Origin of the sequence: Micromonospora reichwaldensis, from assembly GCF_031845925.1 — a bacterium.
Taxonomy (GTDB): domain Bacteria; phylum Actinomycetota; class Actinomycetes; order Mycobacteriales; family Micromonosporaceae; genus Micromonospora; species Micromonospora reichwaldensis.
The window spans coordinates 60,096-83,685 of the sequence record NZ_JAVRFL010000023.1 but is presented as its reverse complement, the minus strand read 5'-3'; the positions used below and the strand labels follow the sequence as shown (position 1 = coordinate 83,685).

The 23,590-nt window shown below is 73.1% G+C and carries 16 protein-coding genes and 1 pseudogene; 4 read left to right on the top strand and 13 right to left on the bottom strand.

Features of this window, described 5'->3' with window-relative positions; all coding sequences use genetic code 11:
* Positions 1-38: 38 nt before the first annotated feature.
* The 3 genes and pseudogenes from RM555_RS19820 to RM555_RS19810 all read right to left on the bottom strand — a co-directional run.
* Complete coding sequence (locus tag RM555_RS19820) at positions 39-3,317, bottom strand: lamin tail domain-containing protein (RefSeq protein WP_311413148.1); 3,279 nt, start codon at positions 3,315-3,317, stop codon at positions 39-41.
* A 97-nt stretch (positions 3,318-3,414) separates the two neighbouring features.
* Positions 3,415-4,431: a GNAT family N-acetyltransferase gene (locus RM555_RS19815; protein WP_311413177.1), complete on the bottom strand. Its 1,017-nt coding sequence runs from the start codon at positions 4,429-4,431 to the stop codon at positions 3,415-3,417.
* 72 nt (positions 4,432-4,503) lie between these two features.
* A pseudogene (locus tag RM555_RS19810) lies at positions 4,504-5,793 on the bottom strand (lytic murein transglycosylase); the annotation flags it as partial.
* A 380-nt stretch (positions 5,794-6,173) separates the two neighbouring features.
* Between RM555_RS19810 and RM555_RS19805 the strand changes: the two are divergent.
* Together RM555_RS19805 and RM555_RS19800 are read left to right on the top strand one after the other, a co-directional pair.
* Positions 6,174-6,395, top strand: a complete 222-nt coding sequence (locus RM555_RS19805; RefSeq protein ID WP_311413147.1) for an FmdB family zinc ribbon protein — start codon at positions 6,174-6,176, stop codon at positions 6,393-6,395.
* Between the two features lie 99 nt (positions 6,396-6,494).
* Positions 6,495-9,365: an ATP-binding protein gene (locus RM555_RS19800; RefSeq protein WP_311413146.1), complete on the top strand. Its 2,871-nt coding sequence runs from the start codon at positions 6,495-6,497 to the stop codon at positions 9,363-9,365.
* A 79-nt stretch (positions 9,366-9,444) separates the two neighbouring features.
* Here RM555_RS19800 and RM555_RS19795 read toward each other — a convergent pair whose 3' ends face one another.
* Complete coding sequence (locus tag RM555_RS19795; protein ID WP_151453406.1) at positions 9,445-9,981, bottom strand: phospholipase; 537 nt, start codon at positions 9,979-9,981, stop codon at positions 9,445-9,447.
* Positions 9,982-10,160: 179 nt separating this feature from the next.
* A complete protein-coding gene (locus RM555_RS19790; protein ID WP_311413145.1) occupies positions 10,161-11,825 on the bottom strand; it encodes a glycoside hydrolase family 10 protein in 1,665 nt (554 codons plus the stop codon).
* A 311-nt stretch (positions 11,826-12,136) separates the two neighbouring features.
* Between RM555_RS19790 and RM555_RS19785 the strand changes: the two genes are divergently transcribed.
* The gene (locus RM555_RS19785) at positions 12,137-13,639 is read left to right on the top strand and encodes an amino acid permease (protein ID WP_449560149.1); all 1,503 of its coding nucleotides are present in this window, start codon (positions 12,137-12,139) and stop codon (positions 13,637-13,639) included.
* A gap of 162 nt (positions 13,640-13,801) precedes the next feature.
* On the opposite strand, the gene RM555_RS19780 is transcribed toward RM555_RS19785, so the two are convergent.
* Genes RM555_RS19780 through arfA form a run of 5 tightly spaced genes read right to left on the bottom strand, consistent with a single transcriptional unit; the run spans position 13,802 to position 19,582 of the window.
* Positions 13,802-14,818 (bottom strand): glycoside hydrolase family 43 protein, encoded by a 1,017-nt coding sequence (locus tag RM555_RS19780; RefSeq protein ID WP_311413144.1) that lies wholly within the window; start codon positions 14,816-14,818, stop codon positions 13,802-13,804.
* A complete protein-coding gene (locus RM555_RS19775; protein WP_311413143.1) occupies positions 14,815-15,699 on the bottom strand; it encodes a carbohydrate ABC transporter permease in 885 nt (294 codons plus the stop codon). Before RM555_RS19775 ends, RM555_RS19780 begins: the two co-directional genes overlap by 4 nt.
* 10 nt (positions 15,700-15,709) lie before the next feature.
* Positions 15,710-16,675: a carbohydrate ABC transporter permease gene (locus tag RM555_RS19770; protein WP_132230819.1), complete on the bottom strand. Its 966-nt coding sequence runs from the start codon at positions 16,673-16,675 to the stop codon at positions 15,710-15,712.
* A gap of 6 nt (positions 16,676-16,681) precedes the next feature.
* Positions 16,682-18,010, bottom strand: a complete 1,329-nt coding sequence (locus tag RM555_RS19765; protein ID WP_311413142.1) for an ABC transporter substrate-binding protein — start codon at positions 18,008-18,010, stop codon at positions 16,682-16,684.
* A gap of 57 nt (positions 18,011-18,067) precedes the next feature.
* The gene (arfA, locus tag RM555_RS19760) at positions 18,068-19,582 is read right to left on the bottom strand and encodes an arabinosylfuranosidase ArfA (protein WP_311413141.1); all 1,515 of its coding nucleotides are present in this window, start codon (positions 19,580-19,582) and stop codon (positions 18,068-18,070) included.
* A gap of 135 nt (positions 19,583-19,717) precedes the next feature.
* Here arfA and RM555_RS19755 point away from each other — a divergent pair, with 135 nt between their 5' ends.
* The gene (locus RM555_RS19755) at positions 19,718-20,725 is read left to right on the top strand and encodes a LacI family DNA-binding transcriptional regulator (protein WP_311413175.1); all 1,008 of its coding nucleotides are present in this window, start codon (positions 19,718-19,720) and stop codon (positions 20,723-20,725) included.
* Between the two features lie 24 nt (positions 20,726-20,749).
* Here the strand turns inward: RM555_RS19755 and RM555_RS19750 are convergent, their stop codons facing one another.
* From RM555_RS19750 to RM555_RS19740, 3 genes are all read right to left on the bottom strand, one after another.
* Positions 20,750-21,475 (bottom strand): methyltransferase domain-containing protein, encoded by a 726-nt coding sequence (locus RM555_RS19750; RefSeq protein ID WP_311413140.1) that lies wholly within the window; start codon positions 21,473-21,475, stop codon positions 20,750-20,752.
* 74 nt (positions 21,476-21,549) lie between these two features.
* A complete protein-coding gene (locus RM555_RS19745; protein ID WP_151457752.1) occupies positions 21,550-21,867 on the bottom strand; it encodes a hypothetical protein in 318 nt (105 codons plus the stop codon).
* A gap of 38 nt (positions 21,868-21,905) precedes the next feature.
* Positions 21,906-23,543, bottom strand: coding sequence for an ABC-F family ATP-binding cassette domain-containing protein (locus RM555_RS19740; RefSeq protein ID WP_311413139.1), 1,638 nt, complete (start codon positions 23,541-23,543; stop codon positions 21,906-21,908).
* Between the last annotated feature and the right edge of the window lie 47 nt (positions 23,544-23,590).

The window sequence follows — 23,590 nt, the reverse complement described above, 5'->3', positions numbered from 1 at the left end:
CTGGGCGGCGGGCCGTCGGGGCGGGCTGCGGTGTGACGTCAGTCGTCGTCGGTGATGGTGCCCACGGCGAGAGGATCGGCCAGCCGCAGGCCGGGCACCCCGGCCACGACCAGGTTCACCTTCTCGTCGGCCTCCCGCTTCCGGTCACCGCGTACGGTCACCGGGAAGGCCAGCGACGTCTGCCCGGCGGCCAGGACCTTGCAGCCGACGTACGGGTCGTAGTCGGCGCCGGCCTGGGCCGTGGTGCCGTACGTGGCGGCGCAGAGCAGCACCGGCTGGGACAGCGGGCGCGACACGGTGACCGTGTAGGTCAGCGGCCGGGTGCCCCGGTCGCCCTCGACCACCGAGGCGTCGCCGACGCTCAGCGACGCGCGGGAGCGGAAGCGGGCCACCTGCGGGTCGTGGTCGCTGGAACCCCGGCTGCCGTCGGCCGCGTGGTCGGCCGGCCAGTCGGCGTTGATGTGCGCGGCCCGCATCTGCACCAGGTCCCGGTGCAGCGCGCCGTTCACGAACAGGTGGTCCAGCGTCTGCGCCTGCCCCTCGAAGCTGTACGAGTAGGCGGACGACGGCGCGTCGGCGAGCAGGTCGTCCCACAGGTTGCGCAGGCCCGCCTCGTACAGCGGCCCGAGCTGGTCCGACGGGGTGGGATCCGCCGCCGTGGCGATGGGGTCGTCGGGGCGGGGGAACACGTTCAGGTCCCCGCCGTAGACCACCCGAGCGTGCGGGTCCGACGCCTCGATCGCGGTGACGATCGCAGCCCCGTACGCCGCCTGCTCCCGGCGCTGCCCGACCCGGCTGTCCGGCCCGGACGAGTAGTGGTTGCTCGCGGCCCAGAGCGTGTAACGCTCGGCGGAGCCGGGCGCGGCGGCGACCGTGAACTTGCCGAGCTGCGGCGCGCGGGTGAAGACGTTGTTCCCGTCCTTGCCGGTGGACGTGTCCACGTCGTCCGGAAGCACCGCGTTGAGCGCCTTCGGGTTCTGCACGTCCGCGTTGCCCGGCAGCGCCGCCCCCCGGTACTCGACGGTCGGCGCCGAGCCCAGCAGCGGGTCGCCGGCGGTGGGCGCCGCCAGCGACACCCGGTCGGTGCGGAACAGGAACGCCGCGGTGATGCCCCGGGCGTCCGCGCCGGTGCGGTCGTACGCGGCCTGGTAGGCGGGGCCACCGGCGGCCGTGATGGCCAGCGCCAGGTCCTGGAGGCTGTCCGGTGCGCCGTCGGCGTTGTCCGTGGTGCCGCAGACCAGCGCGCCGCCGGAGACCGAGCAGATGTCCTGGTCCTCGGCCTCCTGCACCAGGATCAGGTCCGGGGAGTGCAGGTCGGTGGTGATCTGGTCGGCCAGTGCCACGAGCTGCTCGCGGTACTCCTGCTCGCTGCCCGGGACGTAGTCGAACGGCGGGCGTACCCCGGTGCAGCCGGCGTTGCCGGCGAAGTCGCAGCCGTCGAACGGGTCGTCACGGTAGTCGTACAGGTTCTCGACGTTGTAGGTCGCGACCGCGACCTCCTCCGACCGGTTGGCGGGCTTCGGCGGGTTGTTCGCCGACGGGTCGGCCCCGCCGGTGAACGCTGCCGCCTCGACCTGCACGCCGTACTTCTCGAACGAGTAGTAGAGCCCGCCGACCGCGTCGGCGGTCAGCGTGTCGAAGGTGCGCGCCGGCGGGAGCAGCGCGGCGCTGTCGCCCGTGCTGCCCTTCACGCCCATGCTGCCGAGCAGGACGCGCCGGCCGTTGCCGTCGTCGAAGCGGCGGCCCGGGTCGTTGTCGAGCGGGTGCGCGTCCCGGAACACCCGGCGGGCGTACGCGTCGGCGCGGTCGAGCAGCGGGTCGTCCCGGTCGATCACGAAGATCTCGGCGTCGGCGGTGGAGGCGAAGACGTTGCGCCCGCTCACCGCGCCGCTGCCGGCACGTACGCGCAGCCGGGCGCCCTCGTGCCGCTCGAAGAAGCGCTGCGCCGCCGCCACCTCGACCGGCGGCACGGCGTCGGTCACCTGGACCTCGGCGTTCACGTCCACGCCGGAGGCGGTCCGGCGCACCAGCGACGCGCCGGAGAGCTGGGTGAAGTTGAAGTACTCGGAGACCCGGGCGCGCAGCACCACCTCGTCGCCGACCGTCGGCACGTAGCCGCCGATCAGCGAGGTGAACGAGCCCATGAAGACGAAGATGCCGTCCGAGCTGGTCGGGTCGCCGTCGGTGGCGTCCTTCCGGCTCTGCAGGAAGAACCCGTGCTGGTCGCGGCCCGACGAGTCACGCGCGAGGGTCCGCTGGGTGATCACGCCGCGTACGTCGTACAGCGTGCTGCTGGTCCCGTTGCCGGTGGCCGGCGCGAGCGGCGACCGGTCGGCGGGGCCGGACTCGCCGTCGGTGGTCGGGCCCTGCACCTCGCCGACGGTCAACTCCCGGGTCACCTGCACGGCCAGGGTGCAGGTGGCGGTGCCGCCGTCCGCGTCGGTGGCGGTCAGCACCACGGTGTACGCCCCGGCGGCCAGGTCGGCGCTCGTGCCGACCGTGGCGCGGGCGGTGCCGCCGACCGCGTCGGCCGGGGTGACCGCCGAGCGGCTGACGGAGCCGGTGGCCGGGGTCGGGTCGACCGAGGTGACCACCAGGTCGACGATCCGGTCGTCCGGGTCGGTGGCGGTGACCTCCCGGGTGGCGGCCGTGCCGGCCGAGGTCACCAGCGCCGGGCCGCAGGTGAGCGTGGCGGGCGCGTCGACCGGGCCACCGCCGTCGACGGCGTGCGCGCCGAGGCCGTCGAACGTGTCGACGGGGAAGCCGGCCCACTGCGCGGCCGGGTCGAACGCGTCGGAGGGGTCGGTGTCGCCCGAGGTCACGGCGGCCGACCGACGCAGCGTGTTGTCGGCGGTGCTGGTGACGCCGGTGCCCCACTCGGTGCCCGGGTCGACGCCGACCTGGCCGATCGAGTCGAGCACGGTGCCGCCCCGACGCAGCACGATGGCGTCGTCGCCGTTGAACAGGCTGGCACCGGTGGTCTGGTCGGCCCGGTCCAGGATGCCCGGCGCGGCCGAGGCGGCGGCGAGGACGAAGGCGTCGCCGGCCGCGACGGTGCCGGTGAGGGCCAGGTTCGTCGGCGTGGTGGAGCCGTTGAAGTGCAACTGGAGCTGGTACCCGCCGGCGGCCAGGTCGACGGCGGCGCCGGTGCCGTTGAACAGCTCGATCGCCTTGTTGTTCGACGAGCCTTCGACGTACTCGGAGATGAAGAGGTCGGTGGGCGCGGCGCTGGCCGCGGTGGGTGCGACGCCGACAGCCGTTACGGTCACGGCGGCGGTGGCGGTCGCGAGCGCGGCAAGAGTGCGGCGCGGGCGCATGAGGCCTCCACGATGGGTGGACGGGGAACTAACGCACGTTAAGGGTCGGTGCTGACCGCCGTCCATCCCCCACCGGACAGTTTCGTGAACGTTCCGGTCAGCGTCCGGCGTCGAGGCGGTGCACCAGCTCAGCCACGTCGATGCTGTATTCGCACCACTCGCGGTCCGGGCGGTAGCCCAACTCGGCGTTGACCTTGAGCATGGCCTCGTTGGCCTGCGCGTTCCAGGTCTGCACCTCGGTCAGCTCCGCCTCCGCCGAGCGCAGCTCCATCAGCATCCGGGCCTTGATCGCCCGGTCGATGCCGTAGCCCCGGTGGTCCTGCACGACGATGGTGTCGTACTGGTCGGCGCGGGTGGGATGCTGGACCGGCACGACCACCTCGGTCAGCCCGGCCACCTCCCCGGTCTGCTCGTGCAGGGCGAGCACGATGTAGGGCTTCATGCCCCGCCGGTGCAGGCAGTCCAGACTGTCGCGCAGCCGCTGCGGGTCGTAGGAGCTGGGGCGCAGCTCGCCGTCCTCGACGTCGCGCACCTCCGCCTTGGCCCGCGCGTACGCCTCGATCAGCTCGTCCGGCGGGCCGCCGGGGTGGAACTCCAGGTGGTAGCCCGCGCCGATGCCGGTGGCCATCTCGGACAGCTCGGCCCAGTCCACCCCGGACAGGTCCAGCACGCTGCGGGTCTCGACGTACTCCTTCGAGAAGCCCAGCGACTCGTAGAAGGCGACGGCCGGCGTGTCGCCGACGACCTCGACCCCGATCGACTGGAAGCCCTCCTGATAGACCCGCCTGGCGGCGGTCAGGACGAGGTCCCGCCCGAGGCCCGTGCGCCGCTCCGCCGGGTGCACCAGCACCTCCAGCACCCCGATGTCACCGAGCAGCAGCACGTGCACGTGGCCCAGGATCGCCCCCGGGCTGCCGTCGGTCGCCGGCTCCGCCTGGGCGACCCAGGAGATCCGCCGCTCGCCGGGCATCACCTCGGCGAGGTATTCCCGCATGGAATTCTCCCGCCACGGCGGGTCCTGCGGCAGATCGGCCGCCAGGACCGCGTTCAGCGTGTCCAGCAGCGACGCGATCTCGGCGGACGACGCGGTCCTGGGGTCCCACTCGCGCACCATCACCCGTCTAGCTTGCCGCTAACCGCTGCCCGGGGGAAGTGTCCAGTTCTCCAATGTATGCGGACGATCACTTCACGTGCGGCTCGCCTGTCCGTACCGGTTGGCGGTGTCGTAGACGTCCTGGGCGTACCGGCGGACGTCGTTGTAGGACAGGATCGCGTTCCACCAGTCGGCGGGGATGGTCAGGTTCCGGCCGCCCTTGCAGAGGTAGTTGCCGGCGGCGAGGGCGGCGTCGTCCAGGTCGTGCGGGTCCTTGACGCCGTCGTTGTCGGCGTCGGCCCCGATCTCCTGCCAGGTCGTCGGGATGAACTGCATCGGCCCGACCGCCCGGTCGAGGACCGTGTCCTTGTCCATCACGCCGCGGTCGGTGTCGGGGATGCGCATTCGGCCGCCCTGCCCGTCGAGCGGCAGGCCGATGATCTCGGGCAGCGCCTTGCCGTCCGGGCGGAGCGTCGCGTTGTTGGCCTGACCGTGCCCCGACTCGACGAACCCGATGGCCGCCAGGGTGGTCCAGCTCAGCCCGCAGCTGCGGTTGGTCTGGGCGAGCACCACCTCGGCGTAGCCGTACGCCTGCATGGCCACCGGCGAGATGCCGACCTTCGGCCCGACCTGGGCGGCCCAGCCGGCCAGCGCGTCCGACGGCCGGCCGGTGATCCCGCCGGGGAGCGGACCGGGCGGCACCGTCCCGCCGGGCAGTGGCGTCTGACCGGGCAGCACCGTGCCGCCGGGCAGTGGCGCCTGCGGAACGGTGGCCGGCGCGGTGGAGGTGGCGTCGACCGCGACCGGACGGGGTCCCCGGGCCGTCGCGGGCACCAGCAGCGCACCCGCCGCAGCCGTCGCCGCGACCAGGGCGAGCAGGAACACCCCGGGCAGGGTGAGCCGCCCGCTGGGCCGCCGCGACCAGTCCCGGGTCGCGCGGGCGGCGCCCATCGCGACGCGGTGCGGCGGCCGGCGTACGGCGTGCGCGAACTGCACCCGGCGGCGCCGGGGCCCGGTGGCCGGCTTCGCGGCGGGCACGTCGACCTTCGTCTCCGCGAGGTCGCCCGCGCCCGTGGCCGACGCCGCGCCAGCGTCGTCACCGGTCTTCGCCCCGGACCCGGTCGTCGAGGCCCCGACCGCGCCGCCGGCCTTCGTGCCGGGAGCGGTTCCGTCGCCCGACTTCGCGGCCGTGTCGGCGCTGTCGCTCGATTTCCCGGTCGTGGCCGCGCTGTCGCTCGATTTCCCGGTCGTGGCCGCGCTGTCGCCCGGCTTCGCGGTCGTGCCGGCGCTGTCGCCTGACTTCCCGGTCGTGGCCGGCTTCGCGTCGGCGGCCGACCCGTCGCCCGACTTCGCTTCTTCCGCCGCCTTCGCTTCGGCAGTGGGCTCGGTGACCGGCCTGGTGCCGGTCGCCGGCTTCGCGTCGTCGGTCGGCTTCGCCTTCTCGGCGGTGGCCTCGGTCGCCGGCTCGGATCCGGTCGCCGGCTTGGATCCGGTGGCCGGCTTCGTGTCGGCGATGGGCTCGGTCGCCGGCTTGGCCTCGGTGGCCGGCTTCGCGTCGCCGGCGGCGGTGGATCTCAGCCAGGGGCGGCGGGGACGCGGCAACCGCGTCGCGGGTTCGGGCGCGGCGCCGGAACCGGCGAGCGGCCCGTCGATCGGTGCCGCCGGCCGCAGGGGCCGAAGGGTCGTCCTGTCCTCGCCGTCCACCACAAGTTGAGTATCACCCATGTCCCCCCGTTCGTCAGGACCGGTCGTACCCTGGTGCCATGCCCCGGTACGAGTTCCGTTGCCGCGCCTGCGGCGACACCTTCGAGGTCAACCGCCCGATGTCGCAGGCCGCTGAGCCGGCGTCCTGCCCGCAGGGGCACGCCGACACGGTCAAGCTCCTCTCCACCGTCGCGATCACCGGCCGGGGTGGCGGCGGTGTGGCCGGTGGCGCGCCGGCGCCGGCCGGTGGGGGTTGTTGCGGCGGTGGCTGCGGCTGCTGACCTGCGGGCCCGCAGTCGGCTCCGGCCGACCGTTCTCACGATGCGTGATGGTCCGGTATCAGGCAGCATGAGTCCGACGTCACGGGCGGAGGTTCCACCATGTCGCCACGGATCCACCTTCCGAGCGGGTTGGTGACCTTCGTCTTCACCGACATCGAGGGTTCCACCCGGCTGGCCCAGCTGCTCGGCCCGGACTACCGCCCGGTGCTGCGGGAGCACCGCCGCCTGCTGCGCCGCACGATCGCCGCGACCGAGGGCGCGGAGCTGCTGACCGAGGGGGACTCGTTCTTCCTCGCCTTTCCCGACGCGGCCGCCGCGCTGACGGCCTGCCTGACCGCGCAGCGGGCGCTGGCCAGCCACGAGTGGCCCACCGCCGAGGCCATGCCCCGGGTCCGGATGGGGCTGCACACCGGCTGGGCGGAGCCGCGCGACGGCGAGTACGTCAGCCCGGAGGTGCACCGCGCGGCCCGGATCGCCGCTGCCGCCCACGGTGGCCAGGTGCTCTGCTCGGCGTCGACGGCGCGGCACGCGGAGCCGCTGCCGCCCGACGTGTCCCTGCACGACCTGGGCCTGCACCGGTTGCGCGGCTTCGACGACCGGGAGCGGCTCTTCCAACTGGTCGCGCCCGGCCTGGAGCGGCAGTTCCCGCGGCCCCGCACCGCCGACGCGTCCGCGCACAACCTGCCGACCCCGGTCACCTCGTTCGTCGGCCGGCACGCGGAGCGGACCGAGCTGAAGCGGCTGGTGGAGGCTCACCGGCTGGTGACCGTCCTCGGCGCGGGGGGTGCGGGCAAGACGCGGCTGGCCGTGGAGCTCGCCGTCGACCTCGTGGAGTCGCATCCGGACGGTGTCTGGTTCGTCGACATCGCCGCGGTCACCGACCCGGGTCTGGTGGCGTTCGAGGTCGCCGCCGTGCTCGGTCTGCGTCCCGAGCCGGGCCGCCCGATGGTCGACACACTTGTGGAGTACGCGGCCGCGCGCCGGATGCTCGTGCTGCTGGACACCTGCGACGCCCAGCCGGCCGCCTCGGCCGACGTGATCTCCCGGCTGCTCGCCGGCGGGGTGGGCGTCCGGGTGCTCGCCACCAGCCGGGAGTCGTTCGGCCTGCCGGGCGAGGTGGTCTGGCGGATCCCGTCGCTGTCGGTCGATCCGCCCGTGGACGGGGCGGAGAGCGACGCGGTCGCGCTGCTGCTGGACCGGACGGCGGCGGCCCGGGGCGGCCGGCCACCGGACCCGGGAGAGTCGGCCGACCTGCGGCGGGTGGTGCGGCGGTTGGACGGGCTGCCGCTCGCCATTGAGCTGGCCGCCGCCCGGCTGCGGGTGCTCTCCGTCGGGCAGCTCGCCGAGCGCCTCGACGACGTGCTGGGCACCCTCGACGCGGGCCGTGCGGACCCGGACTCGCCAGCGGACCCGGACTGGCCGGTGGAGCCGGACTCGCCGGTGGAGCCGGACCGGCCGGGCGGTCGGCCGGAGACGGTGGACCTGGTGGCGGCGGCCGTGGGGATGGTGCCGCCCAGCCCGGCCGTCCGGGCGGTGCAGCGTTCCGCCACCGAGCGGCACCTGACGATGCAGGCCACGGTCACCTGGTCGTACCGCACGCTGGGGCCGCGCGCCGCCCGGCTGCTGCGCTGGCTGGCGGTCTTCGCCGGCCCGGTCGACCTGGCGACGGTGGAGTGGCTGCTCGGCGACGACCCGCTCGATCCGCTCTCGGTGCTGGTCGACAAGTCGATGGTGCTGGCGGAGCCGCACGCCTCGGGCAGCACGTACCGGATGCTCGACCCGATCCGGGCGTACGCGGCGCGGCGGCTGGCGGAGGCGGGAGAGGAGAGGTCGGCCCGCAACCGGCACGTGGCGTGGTCGACGCACGCGATGGAGCGCGCCCACCTGGGCCCGGACGGGCGGCCGGTGACCCTGTCGCTCTACGCTCTCGACCCGCTCGCCGGCGAGCTGCGCGCCGCGCTGCGCTGGTGCGCCACCGGCGGCAGTGCCCGGGCCGGCCTGCGGCTGGCCGGGGGCCTCGACCAGTGGTGGCGGGAGCGGGGCCTGGCGCGGGAGGGGCGACTCTGGCTGTTCCGGCTGTACGGGCGGATCGCCGAGACGGGGGAGCGGATCCCGGAGGCCGAGCTGGCGGCGGCGTACCACATGCACTCGCTGCACGCCGGCGCGGACGGCGAGTTCGCCGAGGAGCTGCGCTACTCCCAGCGGGCGGAGGCGGCGGCCCGGCAGGCGGGCGACGCCGGCCTGCTCGCCCGGGTGCTCGCCGGGCGGGCGGCCCCGCTGGTCGACATGGGACAGTTCGCGGAGGCGGAGCGGATCTGCCGCGAGGTGATCGACTGGGCGTCCGGCCAGGAGGTGCTCGGCGACGCGCTCTTCGGGGTGTTCAGCCTGGCCGAGCTGCTCTGGCGGCGGGGCGCCCTGGACGAGGCGGCCGAGCTGCTGGGCGCGGCCCGCCCGGTGGAGGCGGCCCGCCCGGTGGAGCGGGGGCGGCGCTCGGTCGACATGCTGCTCGGGATGGTCGCCCTGGCGCGCGGGGACCTGATCGCCGCGCACGAGCATCTCCAGGTGGCGCTGCGCTCGCGGATGAGCCACGGCTTCCACGGTCGGGCCTGCGACACGCTGAACGCGATGGCCGTACGTTGCGCGGCCGGCGGTGACGGGCTCACGGCGGCCCGCCTGTTCGGCGCGGCGGGGGCGACCCGGGCGAGCATGCGCTGCGCCCCGGGCATCTACGGCGGGTACTGGGCACAGCGGCAGGGGGAGCTGCGTCAGGAGCTGGGCGACGCGACCTTCGACGGCGCGTACGGCGAGGGGACCGAGCTGGGGCTGGAGGAGGCGGCGGCGCTGGCCCTCGCCGTCGAGCATCCGGACCTGGCGGTGGGCTCGGCGAGGTTCGGCGCCGGTCACGCCCGCGTGGCTCCCCGCCAGTCCGTCGCCCCGGACCGTCGCCGTCGCCACACCGGCCACGCCTGACGGCGGGGTGGGACCCGCCGGTCGGGGTCCGCGTCCTCGGGCTGGCCGGGGACGCGAACCCCTGGGCGTACGGGCGCGGTCAGCGCAGGGCGGCGCGGCTCTCGGCGTCGGCCTTCATCCGGGCGGCGCGGTCGATGTCGGCCTGCTGCACGGCGGCGAGCGAGCCGAAGGCCTTGACGGCCTGGTAGTACGTCCAGGCGAGGCTGGTGCAGGCGGGCCGCACGGCGGCGTTGTACGTGGCGCAGACCCGCTTCAGGTCGGCGTAGAAGGCGTCGTCGAGGCGGGCCTTGTTCGCCGAGAACCGGCCCATCGCCTTGTAGTTGCGGTAGCCGAAGTCGTGCCGGTAGCAGGAGAGGTTGAACGTGAAGCCGAGCGGGTTGTCCGGGCTCGACGAGCAGTAGTCGGTCGACCAGTTGAAGCCGTACGCCGCCCAGGCGCCCTGGTTGAGCCGGCCGGAGTTCCAGGAGTTGTAGCTGGAGGCGCTCGTCTGCGTCCAGCTGGAGAGGACGGACAGCTTCTGCGAGGTCGTGACGGCGGCGGCGGGGGAGGAGACCCCGAAGACGAAGAGCATCGTGAGCGCGGCCGAGGCGAGCAGGGTGGTGAGGCGTTTGGGCACGGGTACCTCCGCGGGGGATGTGCGGGCGGGACGGGGGTTACCGGCGGGTCACCGGAGTGCCGAACAGTGTCGATCATGAATGGTTCCGGGGGATGCGGTGCCCACCGACATTTGGTGACAGGCGTCGAAACAGACGAATGCCCCGGGCGCCAGGGGCACCCGGGGCATTCGGTGTCACGTCAGCGGACGAACGCCGGCGGGCTCGCCGGGCTCTCGTTCGCCAGCCGGTCGAGCGCGGTCACGTAGTAGGTGTACCGCTTGCCGGCCTCGGCGGTGGTGTCCACCCAGGACTGCGTCCGGCTGTCCGTGTCGGCGCGGACCGTGTCGACGAGGTGCGCCGCGTCGGCGAAGTCGCACCGGCCGGCCAGGCCGGTCCCGTCGAAGCGGTAGACCGCGTACGACGTGGCGGTGCCGAGCGGGCCCACGCCGTTCGCCGGCTGGAGCCAGTTCAGGCGGACCCCGTCGGACTGCCGCGCGGCCTTGGTGACCACCGGCATGAGCAGCGGCTTCTTCGGCAGGTGCGTCATGGTCGGGATCAGCGCCGGGCGGGAGTAGTGCTCGGCGGCGTAGATGTCGGTCGCGCCGAGCCGGTTGGCCCGCACCTGCACGGCCGAGAAGTGGACGTTGCCCAGGACCTCCGGGTACTGCCGGTTCAGCGTCAGGTGGTTGGACAACTCCTGCGGGTTCATCCAGAAGGAGCCGTAGGCCGGGTCACCGCTCTTGTAGTCGGCCTGCCCGATGTAGAGCTGCACCCGGGTGCCCTTGACCACGTCCGCCCACCACGGCACCAGCCGGGTGTAGTCGGCGGCCGGGTACTGGCCCATGTACCAGTAGAGCTGCGGCACGATGTAGTCGATCCACTCCTCCTTGACCCACTTGCGGGTGTCGGCGGAGATGATGTCGTACGACTGGCTGCCGGTGGTGTCCGAGCCCAGCGGGTCGGCCGACTGGTTGCGCCAGATGCCGAACGGGCTGACGCCGAACTTCACCCACGGCTTCTCGGCCTTGATCTTGGCGTTCATCTCCTGGACCAGCAGGTTGATGTTGTCCCGCCGCCAGTCGGCCTTGTCGGTGAAGCCCCGGTTGTGCGCCGCGAAGGTGGCGTCGTCGGGCACCTGGTGGGTGCCGCTCGGGTAGGGGTAGAAGTAGTCGTCGAAGTGCACGCCGTCGACGTCGTACCGCTTGACCGCGTCCATCATCGCGGTCTGCACGAACTCGCGGACCTCGGGGATGCCGGGGTTGTAGTAGAGCCGGCTGCCGGCGACCCCGGCCGGCGGGTAGGCGAAGGTCCACTCGGGGTGCTCGCGGACCGGGTGGTTGGGCGCGAGCTGGTTGATGTCGGCGCCGGCGCCGCCCGGGGCGGGCATGGAGATGCGGTACGGGTTGAACCAGGCGTGGAACTCCAGGTTGCGCTTGTGCGCCTCCTCGACCACGAACTTCAGCGGGTCCCAGCCCGGGTTCTCGCCGCGGACCCCGGTCAGGTACTCCGACCAGGGCTCGTGGGGCGAGGGCCAGAACGCGTCGGCGGTCGGCCGGATCTGGACGACCACGGCGTTGTGGTTGAGCCGCTCGGCGAGGTCGAGCAGCTGGCGGTACTCGGCCTGCTGCGTGGCGACGCGGTCCGGCGACGTCTGGGACGCCTTGCTCGGCCAGTCGATGTTGACGACCGAGGAGATCCACATGGCCCGGAACTGCCGCTTCGGCGTGGCCGGGTCGGTGACGCAGGAGGTGGTGGAGGCGGCGGTGGTCGCCGCGTCGGGTGCCGCGCTCGCCGGGGTGGCGGCGACGAGCGCGCCGAGCAGTGCGGCGGCCAGCCCGGCGGCTCCGAGCCGAGTTGCCTTCATGCGGTGTGTCCCTTCGTTGGGGCTCCCGTGTCAGGGGTTCATCGCGGCGCAGACGGCAAGATTCGCCGTTGACATTCTGCCGCTGGTAGGAAATTTTCACACCTCACGGGCTCTGCGCAAGAGTCTGGGCGCGATCGATCCGTCCGTCCACGCCGGCTCCCCCTAGTGGCCGGGCTCACGAAACGCGCCGTGGCGGAGTGCACACGGCGGGTGCTGGCCCGAATGGCCCGAGACGTGGGGATTGAGGGGGGTCCACCCTGGGTAGCAACGCCGGTCACCGGCCGCCACCAGGGTGGTCCGGACGGTGGGAGGTGACCACGGTGTCCGTGCTGCGTACCAAACCGATCGGGGACGTGATCGCGCAGAGCGAGGCCGACGGTGAGGACGGCGGGCCCGGCCTGAAGCGCCGGCTCGGCGCCCGCGACCTCACCGGCTTCGGCATCGGCATCGTGATCGGCACCGGCATCTTCACGCTCACCGGCATCGAGGCCCGCGACAGCGCGGGGCCCGGCGTGGTGATCTCGTTCGCCATCGCCGGCCTGGTCGCCCTGCTCGCCGCCCTCTGCTACGCCGAACTGGCCTCCAGCGTGCCGGCCGCCGGCAGCGCCTACACCTACGCGTACGCGACCATGGGCGAGATCGTCGCCTGGATCATCGGTTGGGACCTGCTGCTGGAGTTCGCCCTCGGCGCGGCGGTGGTGGCGCGCGGCTGGTCCGGCTACCTGGCCGAACTCGTCGGCCTGCCCACCGCCTGGTTCGGCGAGGAGGGCAGCGTCGTCAACGTCGGCGCGATCGGCATCGTGCTGCTGCTCGGCGTCGTGGCGATCGTCGGCATCCGCGAGTCGGCCCGGGTGACCAACCTGCTGGTGCTGGTCAAGGTCGCCATCTGCGTCTTCATCGTGGTCGCCGGCCTGTTCTTCGTGAAGGCCGCCAACCTCACCCCGTTCATCCCGCCGGCGCAGCCCGCAGACGGCAGCGAGGACGGCATCAAGCAGCCCGTCACCCAGGCGCTCTTCGGCCTGGAGCCCTCGGTGTTCGGCTTCGTGGGCGTGCTCAGCGCCGCCGCGGTGGTCTTCTTCGCGTACACCGGCTTCGAGGCGGTCGCCAACCTCGGCGAGGAGACCAAGCGGCCCCGCCGGGACCTCACCCTCGGCCTGCTCGGCACGCTGCTGATCTCCACGGTGCTGTACATCGGCGTCTCGCTGGTCGTGGTGGGCATGGTGCCGTACGACCAGATCGACCGGGGCGCCCCGATCGCGGCGGCCTTCAACGCGGTCGGCGCCGAGTGGGCCGGCATCCTCGTCTCCATCGCCGCCGTCGCCGGCCTGACCAGCGTGATCCTGGTCGACCTCGTGGCCATGGGCCGGATCGGCTTCGCCATCAGCCGCGACGGGCTGATCCCGCCGTCGATCGCGAAGGTGCACCCGCGCTGGGGCACCCCGTACCGGATCTCGGCCGTCATGACGGTGGCGGTCGCGCTGCTCGCCGGCTTCCTGCCGCTGTCGGCCCTGGCCGACCTGGTCAGCATCGGCGCGCTCGCGGCGTTCGTGATCGTCTCGATCGCGGTGCCGGTCCTGCGCCGCAAGCGCCCGGACCTGGACCGGCCGTTCCGGGTGCCGTTCTCCCCGGTGCTGCCGATCTTCTCGGCGCTGGCCTGCTTCTACCTGATGCTGAACCTGTCGGTGGAGACCTGGCTGCGGTTCGCCGCGTGGATGCTGCTCGGCGTGCTGATCTACTTCGGCTACGGCTACCGCCGCAACCGCCTCGCCCGGCGTTCCTCGTCCCCGGACTCCCGGGAACCGGCTTCCGTCTGATCCGGCTGGTCGCGGGGTGGGGTTTCCGGGGAGCCCGGCCCGCTCCGGGCGGTCAGGCCCTGGTGTACGAGGACAGCGCGGCACCCCTGTCGGGTGCCGCGCTGTCGGTGTCTCCCCGTGCGTGTGGTCTTCCGGGCTCGCCGCCTTCCGGAAGGCTCCCGGTCAGGGCCGCTGCTGCGGCCCCGCCGTCGGGCCCTTGACGACGGGCTTGCCGTCGGTCCAGACGACCTCGTCGAGCCAGATTTGGCGGCCCGGGTCGACGGTGCCCTCCTGGCCGGGCGGCCAGGCGTGGTAGAGCAGCCAGGTGCGCCCGTCCTCGACCACCATCGAGGCGTGCCCCGGCCCGGAGGCGACCTCGTTGGTCTTCAGGATCGGGTTCTCCGGGGCCTTCACGCACGGCCCGGTGGGCGACTCGCAGATCGCGTAGCCCTCCGCGTACTCGGCGCGGTCGTAGGCGTTCGCGGCGAAGAACAGGAACAGCCTGCCGTCGTGGCGGTGCAGGAACGGGCCCTCGATCAGGGTGCCCTCCCACGGCTCGGTCTGCTTCAGCAGCTTCGTCGGCTCGCCGACCAGGCGCAGCCCGTCGTCGGAGAGGCGCTGCGACCAGATCCAGGTGTCCACCCCGATGGCGTTGCCGTCGTTCTTCCACAGCAGCCAGAGGCTGCCGTCGGCGTCCCGGAACGGGCTGGCGTCGATCGCCCCGCCCAGCTCCGCCTGGCAGATCAGCGGACCGGTCGAGTCGTCCCGGTACGGCCCCTGCGGCGCGCCCGCCACGGCCCGCCCGACGCACTGCCGCCCCGACTCGCGCCCGGCGACGGTGTAGTAGAGCGCGAACCGGCCCGGGGCCAGCTCGATCGCCTCGGGCGCCCAGGTCTTCCCGGCGTCCGCCCACCCCGGCAGTTCCGGCAGCGCGTCCCCGGCCGGGGTCCAGTCGACCAGGTCCGGGGAAGTGAGCACCGGGACGTTGCGGCCACCGGCGTTCGTGTGGAACAGGTACCAGGTGTCGCCCACCCGGATCGCCTGCGGGTCGGGCGCGTCGGTGCGTACGACCGGGTTGGTGAACATGCGCGCGTCGTCTCCCGTGCTCGAAGGTTCTTCTCCACCACCGCAACCGGCGGCGAGCAGCGCGGCGGCGAGCACCGCCGCCGCGCCGCGCCGCCGGGTGGTCCCGACCGTCATCCCTTCAGCCCGCTGCGGGAGACGCCCTGGATGATGTGCCGCTGGGCGAGCACGAAGAGGATCAGCACCGGCACGCTGGCCAGCACCGCCCCCGCCATGATCACCGGGTAGTCGGTGACGTAGGCGCCCTGGAGCAGGCCCAGCCCCGGCGGCAGGGTGAGCGTCTCCGGGCTGAACAGCACGAAGATCGGCCAGAGGAAGTCGTTCCAGTTGGTGAGGAACGACAGCACCGCCAGCGTGGCCAGCGCCGGCCTGGACAGCGGCAGCACCACCTTCCAGAAGATCTGCCACTGGTTGGCCCCGTCCAGCACCGCGGCCTCCTCCAGCTCCCGGGGCAGGGAGAGGAAGAACTGCCGCAGGAAGAACACCCCGAACGCGCTCGCCGCCCCGGGGACGATCACCACGGCCAGGGTGTCGATCCAGTTCAGCTCGTCGACGATCAGGAAGTTCGGGATGATCAGCGAGGTCGGCGGGATGAACAGCGTCCCGACGATCAGCGCGAAGAGCACCCCGCGGCCGCGGAACCGCATCCGGGCCAGGGCGTACGCGGCCATCGAGGCCGTCGCCAGCACCAGCAGCGCGTGCGCGGTGGCGGCCAGCATGCTGTTGGCGAACCAGCGCAGCACGGGGTTGGCGGAGTTGTTCAGGATCTGCCCGTAGCCGTACCCGGAGATCGGGTCGGGCAGCCAGGTCGGCGGGATCTGCTGGGCCCCGGTGTAGGTCTTCAGCGAGGTGATGACCATCCACCCCAGCGGCAGCAGGAAGACCAGGGCGAGCGCGACCAGGGTGGCGTAGAGCGCGGTGCGGCGCAGCGCGCTCCCCGGGGCGCGGCCGGTCGCCGGGGCGCGGGTCGGCGCGGGGGCGCGCGTGGGCGTCGTCATGGCGGTCCCCTCAGTCTTCCCGGTAGCGGAAGAGGCGGAAGTTGGCGATGCTCACGACCGCCAGCATCAGCGCGAACACGATGCTCATCGCGGCGGCACGGCCCGCGTCGTTGTCCCGCAGCCCCTCCTCGACGATGAACCAGACCACCGTGCGGGTCTCCGTGCCCGGCGCGCCCTGGGTGATCAGGAACGACTGACCGAACACGTTCGCCGAGGCGAGCACGGTCGTGGTGATCACGAAGAGCAGCACCGGACGCAGCCCGGGGAGCGTGACGTGCCGGAACCGTTCCCAGGCGCTCGCGCCGTCCACCTTCGCCGCCTCGTACAGCTCCTGCGGAATGTCCTGAAGCCCGGCCAGGTAGATCACCGCGTTGAAGCCGGAGGTCCACCACACGGTCACCCCGACCAGCGAGACCCAGGCCCACGGCACGTCCGTCACCCACGGGGTGTCGGCCGGCAGCCCGACCATCCCGGCGATCCGGTTGACCAGGCCCAGGTTGGCGTCGAGCAGGAACCGCCAGAGCAGGCCGATCACCGCCACGCCCAGCACGTACGGCGCGAAGTAGATCGCCCGGAAGAAGGTCCGGCCGGGGAACGAGCGGTTCAGCAGCAGCGCCAGCCCGAGCGGGACGACCACCAGCAGCGGCACCGCGAAGACGGTGAAGATCGCCGTCGCCCGGACGCTCTGCCACCAGTCGCCGTAGACGGCCGAGTCGCTGGAGAACAGCTCCTGGTAGTTGTCCAGCCCGACGAAGGGCCGGTTGGGCAGCTGGAAGTCCCACTGGTGCACGGAGAGCCAGAGGCCGAGCAGGATCGGCAGCAGCCCGAAGACCCCGAACAGCAGCAGGTACGGGGCGAGGAAGAGGTACGGCGTCGCCCGCCCGGCCCGGCCCGCCCGGGCGCCGCCACGGGGGGCGTCGGCCGCCGGGGGCGGCGCGTCAGCACGCGCCGCCCCCGCCTCGATCACGTCCGCCACGGGGACTCAGCTCCCGTACTTCTTGCGGTTGTCCTCCAGCTGCTTGTTCGCCTTGGTCACCCCGTCGTCCAGCGCCTGCTTCGGCGACTTCTTGCCCAGCGCCGCCTCGTTGAACGAGTTGTAGAAGGTCGTCATGACCTCACCCAGGCCCGGGGCCGCCGGCGGGAAGGCCGCGTACTCCAGCTCGGGGGCGAGCGCGTTGACCTCGGCCAGCGCCTTGAAGTCGGCGCCGTCCCGTACGGCCTTGCGGGCCGGGACCTGGCCGCCCTTGGCCCACTCCAGGGAGTGCTGGCTGAGCCAGTTGATGAAGACCTTCGCCGCCGAGACCTTGTTGGCGTCGTTGGCCCGCTGCTTGACGATCGTGAAGTTGTGCGAGTTGGCCCAGGCGGCCGGCTGCGAGCCGATCTGCGGCAGGGGCGCGACGCCCCACTGGATGTCCGGGCTCTTCTTCAGGTCGTTGATCTGCCAGATGCCGTTCCAGTTGAACGCGTTCTTGCCGCTCTTGAAGGCGAGGTAGTCGGCGTCCTGGCCGACGTTGGCCGGGGAGTGGCCCTGCTTGATCAGGTCGGTCAGCCAGGTGCACGCCTCGACGGCCTGGTCGGAGTTGAAGGTGGCCTTGGTGGCCTCGGCGTCGAAGACGCTGCCGCCCCACTGGTGCAGCAGCGAGTAGAAGGTCATGCCGCCGGTGAACTGGAACGGGCTGACCCAGAAGCCCTGCACCCCGGACTTCTTCAGCTCGGTCAGCGCGGCGGTGTAGTCGTCCTTCGTCGTCGGCGGCTTGTTCGGGTCCAGGCCGGCCTTCTGCATGACCCCCTTGTTGTAGTAGAAGCCGAGGGGGTGCATGTCCAGCGGGATGCCGTACCGCTTGGAGTTGTAGAGCCCGCCCTTCCAGACGGTGGGGGCGAAGTCGCCCTCCGACAGCTCCAGGGTCTTGGCGACGTCGTCCAGCTCGGTGATCACGCCGCGCGCGGCGAACGTGGCGAGCTGGTCCATGTGCATGACCGCGATGTCCGGGCCGGCGCCGCTGGAGGCCGCGCCGGGGAGCTTGTTGTAGTAGTCCTCCCACTGGTACGTGGCGATCGAGACGGCGATGTTCTGGTGCTCGGTGTTGAACTGGTTCACCAGCGCCTTGAAGATGTCGCCGTCGCCGCCGGTGAAGCCGTTCCACAGCTTCAGGTCCACCTTCGGGCCGGTGTAGTCCTTGCCGCCGTTGCCGGCCGCCGGGCCCGAACTGTCGTCGCCGCCGCCGCACCCGGCCAGGGTCAACGACGCCGCGGCGCCGAGCCCGAGGCCGAGGCCGAGCAGGCGCCGCCGGCTCATTTCGTTCTGCATCATGGGGTTTCGCTCCTTGGGGGACGGGATGAAGTGTGCCTGCTCAGGACCGGTGCGGTGTCAGCCGCCGGTGGGGGAGAAGCGCAGCACGTTCCAGGAGACGGCCGGAAGGCGCACGGAGCACCGGCCGCCGTCGGTGGTGGGGTCGGGCAGCTGCCGGGGCGTCACCCGGTCGGGCTCGGCCTCGGTGTTCGTCGCCGTCGGGTCGTCCCCGGCGGCGAGGCAGAGGTGGGATTGACCGGATAGTCCTGCGAGGCCGCGCAGGTCGAGGTGCAGCTCCAGGTCCGTGTTGCCCCGGTTGACCGCGAACACGGTCAGCTCGCCGGTCTCCTCGTCGTGCACGGCGACCGTGTCGAGCACGGGGACCTCGCCGTACCGCTTCGTCTCGTAGGTCGGGCCGACCGGCTCGGTGCGCAGCACGGTGCCGCGGGCGTGCCGGGCGGTCAGCGCGAACGGGTGGAAGATGCTCTGCCGCCAGGCGGGGCCGCCGGTGCGGGTGCGGATCGGGGCGATCACGTTGGCGAGCTGGGCCTGGCAGGCCACCCCGACCCGGTCGGCGTGCCGGAGCAGGGTGATCAGCAGGTCGCCGACCACCACCGCGTCGACGGCGGTGAAGTCGTCCTCGATCAGCGCCGGTGCCTCGACCCAGCCGCGCCGGTCCAGGTCGGCCTGGAGACGGGACTGGTACCAGACGTTCCACTCGTCGAAGGAGATCTTCAGCTTCCGCCGGTGCCGCTGCTTGGCGGCCACGTGGTCGGCTGTGGCCACGACGTCGCGGATGAAGTTGTCCATGTCGACGGCGGAGGCCAGGATGCTGGCCCGGTCGCCGTCGGACGGGTCGTAGTAGGTGTGCGCGGAGATGTAGTCGACGTGCTCGTAGGTGTGCTCCAGCACGGTCGCCTCCCAGGAGGCGAAGGTGGACATCGTCCGGTTGGAGCTGCCGCAGGCCACCAGGCTGATCGACGGGTCGATCATCTTCATGGCGCGGGCGGTCTCGGCGGCGAGCCGGCCGTACTCGTCGGCGGTCTTGTGGCCGACCTGCCACGGGCCGTCCAGCTCGTTGCCCAGGCACCAGAGCCGCACCCCGTACGGCTCCTCGGCGCCGTGCTTGCGGCGCAGGTCGGACAGCTGGGTCCCGCCCGGATGGTTCGTGTACTCCAGCAGGTCGCAGGCCTCCTGCACGCCCCGGGTGCCGAGGTTGACGGCCATCATCGGCTCGACGCCCGCCTCGGCGGCCCAGGTCATGAACTCGTCGAGCCCGAAGGCGTTGGTCTCGACGGTCTTCCAGGCCAGGTCGAGCCGGCGGGGGCGGTCACCGACCGGGCCGACGCCGTCCTCCCAGCGGTAGCCGGAGACGAAGTTGCCGCCGGGGTAGCGGACCACGGAGACGCCCAGCTCCCGGGTCAGCTCCAGCACGTCGCCGCGCAGGCCGCGCGCGTCGGCGGTGGGGTGCCCGGGCTCGTAGACCCCGCCGTAGACGCAGCGACCCATGTGCTCGACGAACGAGCCGAAGAGCCGCCGGTCGGCCGGTCCGACGGCGAAGGCCGGGTCGATGGTGAGCTGCGCGGTCCGCAAGGGGTGCCACCTTTCCTCGTTGCCGGTCCCGGGTGACCGTGGTCACCTGGTGCTCCTGGTTTCTACAACGTTGTAAGCAACGTTGTAAAGGGCCGCCCACGCGGTAAAGTGCGCGCCATGGGGGAGGGCGACGTGGTGCGGCACAGGCTGAAGGACGTGGCGGAGCGCGCCGGCGTGTCGGTGAAGACCGTCTCCAACGTGGTCAACGGCTACGTGCACGTCCGGCCCGACACCCGCGCCCGGGTCGAGGAGGCCATCGCCGAGCTGAACTACCGGCCCAACCTCTCCGCGCGCAACCTCCGCAAGGGGCGCACCGGGATCATCGCGTTCGCGGTCCCCGAACTGGACATCCCCTACTTCGCGGAGCTGGCCCGGCACGTCGTCACGGCCGCGGCCGAGCTGGGCTGGACGGTGCTGATCGACCAGACCGGCGGCGGTCGGGAGCAGGAGCGGGTGGCCGCGTCGGGCATCACCGAGCACCTGATCGACGGGCTGATCTTCAGCCCGCTGGCGCTCACCGCCGAGGACCTCACCGGGCTGGCCGGCACCCCGATGGTGCTGCTCGGCGAGCGGGTCGACCACGGTCCCGCCGATCACGTCGGGATCGACAACGTGGGCGCCGCCCGGGAGATCACCACCCACCTGGCCGGTCTCGGCCGGCGCCGGATCGCCGCCATCGGCTCGCAGCGCACCCCCGAGGGGGCCAGCGCCCGGCTGCGGCTCGCCGGCTACACCGCCGCGCTCGCCGACGCCGGCCTCCCGTACGACGAGCGGCTGGTGGCGCCCGCGACGGCCTGGCACCGCGCGGACGGCGCCGCCGCGATGCGCGGCCTGCTGACCTCCGGCGTACGCCCCGACGCGGTCTTCTGCTTCAACGACACGCTCGCCCTGGGCGTCCTGCGCGCCCTGCACGAGGCGGGCCTGCGCGTCCCCGAGGACGTGGCGGTGGCCGGTTTCGACGACATCGAGGACGGCCGCTTCTCCGTGCCCACCCTGAGCACCATCGCGCCGGACAAGGAGCGCATCGCCCGGCTGGCGGTGGAACTGCTCGCCGGCCGGATCGACGGCGACCGCACCGCCCCGCCCCGTGAACTCTCGGCCCCCTGGCGCCTGGCGCCCCGCGAGAGCACCCTCGGCCGCTGACCCCCCGCTGGCCAGGGGCGGCGGTCAGTCGAAGAAGCGGGCCAGGTGGGCGGGGGTGGGGCCGTCCGCGTCCGGGGGCAGCGGGGTGAGGTCGGCGAAGATCGAGGCGCCGTCGCAGCCGACGTGCAGGGGATACCAGCGCGGGGTGCCCGGCGGGCGCTGGAGGCAGACGCCCTTGACCGTCTGCACGTCGAGCAGCCGGACGTGGGTCGGGTCGGCGACGGCGTTCACGTGCCGCCACCACGGGCTCATCACGTGCAGCACGCCGCCCGGCCGGAGCGCCCGGTGGCACTCGTCGACCAGCGGCAGGAAGTCGATCAGGTGCTCCAGGATGTGCACCGCGAAGAAGACGTCCACCGAGTCGTCGGCCAGCGGCAGCGAGCCGGAGAGGTCCGCCACCGCGTCCACCCCCGGGGCCGGGAAGATGTCCAGCCCCAGGTTGCCCGGCCACTGCTTGGTGGCGCCGCAGCCCAGGTCGACCACCACCGGGTCGCGCCCGCCGACGCGTACCCGGCACCAGACGCCGAGCACGCCGGCGAGCCGGCCGACCCGGTCCCGGACCATGCGCAGCTCGTCCTGCCCGGCGACCTCGCCGCTGAGGTGGGCCACCCCCCGGTCGAAGCGCACCTCGACCGCGAGGTCTCGCAGCCGGTCGTCGTGCCGGGCCTGGTCGACCCAGGCCTCGGTGAGGAATCCGTCGACCGCCCGCAGCCGCTCGGCCGAGGGCGGGTTCTGTGCCAGCGCGACCATCCGGGCCACCTCCCGCCGGCCGATACCCGGATCCCCGCCCGTTATGCCCCGGACGCCCCGAGCCGGGCGGGCGGTCAGCCACCGATCGTCCGCCGGGGGCGTCCGCCGCCGCGCATCCGCTGCCGGGGCGGCGGGGCGGCCGCCTTGGGCCGCTTGAGGTGATAGCGGTGCAGCTCGCTGTTGCCGGGCATGGACGGGTCCTCGCTCATCGAGACCAGCTCCCAGCCCTGGTCACCGGCCCGGTTGAGATGGGCCAGCGCGGTGTCGCCGTAGGGCGTCACGTCGACCATGGAGCCGTCCGGGCCGTACCAGACGAAGACGATCTCCCAGCCGATGTCGGTGGTGGCCGCCTGGCGGCGGCGGACCAGCAGCGCGTACTCCCACTTGAGCATGGGGTCATTCTCACCCGGCGCGAGCGGGTCGGCAGGGATCAATCCTCGGCGATCCGCCCGGCGGCCACCCGCAGCCGTCGGTTCGTGGTCACGGCGTCGAGCATCCGCCGGTCGTGGGTGACCAGCAGCAGCGTGCCCGGATAGCTGGCCAGCGCCGACTCCAACTGCTCGATGGCGGGCAGGTCCAGGTGGTTCGTCGGCTCGTCCAGCACCAGCAGGTTCACCCCGCGCCCCTGGAGCAGCGCCAGCGCCGCCCGGGTCCGCTCGCCCGGCGACAGGGTCGCCGCCGGCCGCAGCACGTGCCCCGAGCGCAGGCCGAACTTGGCCAGCAGCGTGCGCGCGTCCGCCGGCGACAGCTGCGGTACGGCGGCACCGAACGCGTCGATCAGCGGCACGTCGCCGAGGAACAGCCCCCGGGCCTGGTCCACCTCGCCGACCACCACGCCCGGGCCGAGCGCGGCGTGCCCGGAGTCCAGCGGGAGCCGGCCCAGCAGGGCGGCGAGCAGGGTGGACTTGCCGGAGCCGTTCGCCCCGGTCACCGCCACCTTGTCGGCCCAGTCGACCTGGAGGGTCACCGGGCCGAGGGTGAAGTCGCCCCGGCGTACGACGGCGTCGCGCAGCGAGGCCACGACGGCGCCGGCGCGGGGCGCGGCGGCGATCTCCATCCGCAGCTCCCACTCCTTGCGCGGCTCCTCGACCACCTCCAGCCGCTCGATCAGGCGCTCGGTCTGCTTGGCCTTGGCCGCCTGCTTCTCGGTCGACTCGGCGCGGAACTTGCGGCCGATCTTGTCGTTGTCGGTGGCCTTGCGGCGGGCGTTCTTCACGCCCTTCTCCATCCAGGCCCGCTGGGTGCGGGCGCGCGCCTCCAGGCCGGCCCGGGTGTCGGCGTACTCCTCGTAGTACTCCCGCGCGTGCCGGCGGGCGACCTCGCGCTCCTCCAGGTAGCCCGCGTAGCCGCCGCCGTAGTGCCGGATCTGCTGCTGGTGCAGGTCCAGTTCCAGCACGCGGGTGACCGTGCGGGCGAGGAACTCCCGGTCGTGGCTGACCAGCACCGTGCCGGCGCGCAGCCCGGTGACGAACTCCTCCAGCCGCTCCAGGCCGGCCAGGTCCAGGTCGTTGGTCGGCTCGTCGAGCAGGAACACGTCGTAGCGGCTGAGCAGCAGCGAGGCCAGCCCGGCCCGGGCCGCCTGACCGCCGGAGAGGCCGGTCATCGGGTGCTCCAGGTCGACCGTGAGCCCCAGCTCGGCGGCCACCTGCTCGGCCCGTTCCTCCAGGTCCGCCCCGCCGAGGGCGAGCCAGCGCTCCAGGGACTCGGCGTAGGCGTCGTCGGCGCCGGGCACGCCGTCGGTGAGCGCGGCCGTCGCCGCGTCCAGCGCGGCCTGCGCGGCGGTGACCCCGGTGCGCCGGGCCAGGAAGTCCCGCACGGTCTCGCCGGGCCGCCGCTCGGGCTCCTGCGGCAGGTGCCCGACGCTCGCCGTGGGCGGGCTCAGGGTCACGCTGCCGGCCTCCACCGGCAGCAGTCCGGCGAGGGTACGCAGCAGCGTCGACTTGCCGGCCCCGTTCGGCCCGACCAGCCCCACCACGTCCCCCGGTGCGACCACCAGGTCCAGCCCGGCGAACAGTGCCCGGTCCCCGTGCCCCGCGGCCAGCCCCTTGACGATCATCGTCGCGCTCATCAGTGTCCGACCCTATCCGCCCCGATCGCCCACCCTTGCTTCGCGCC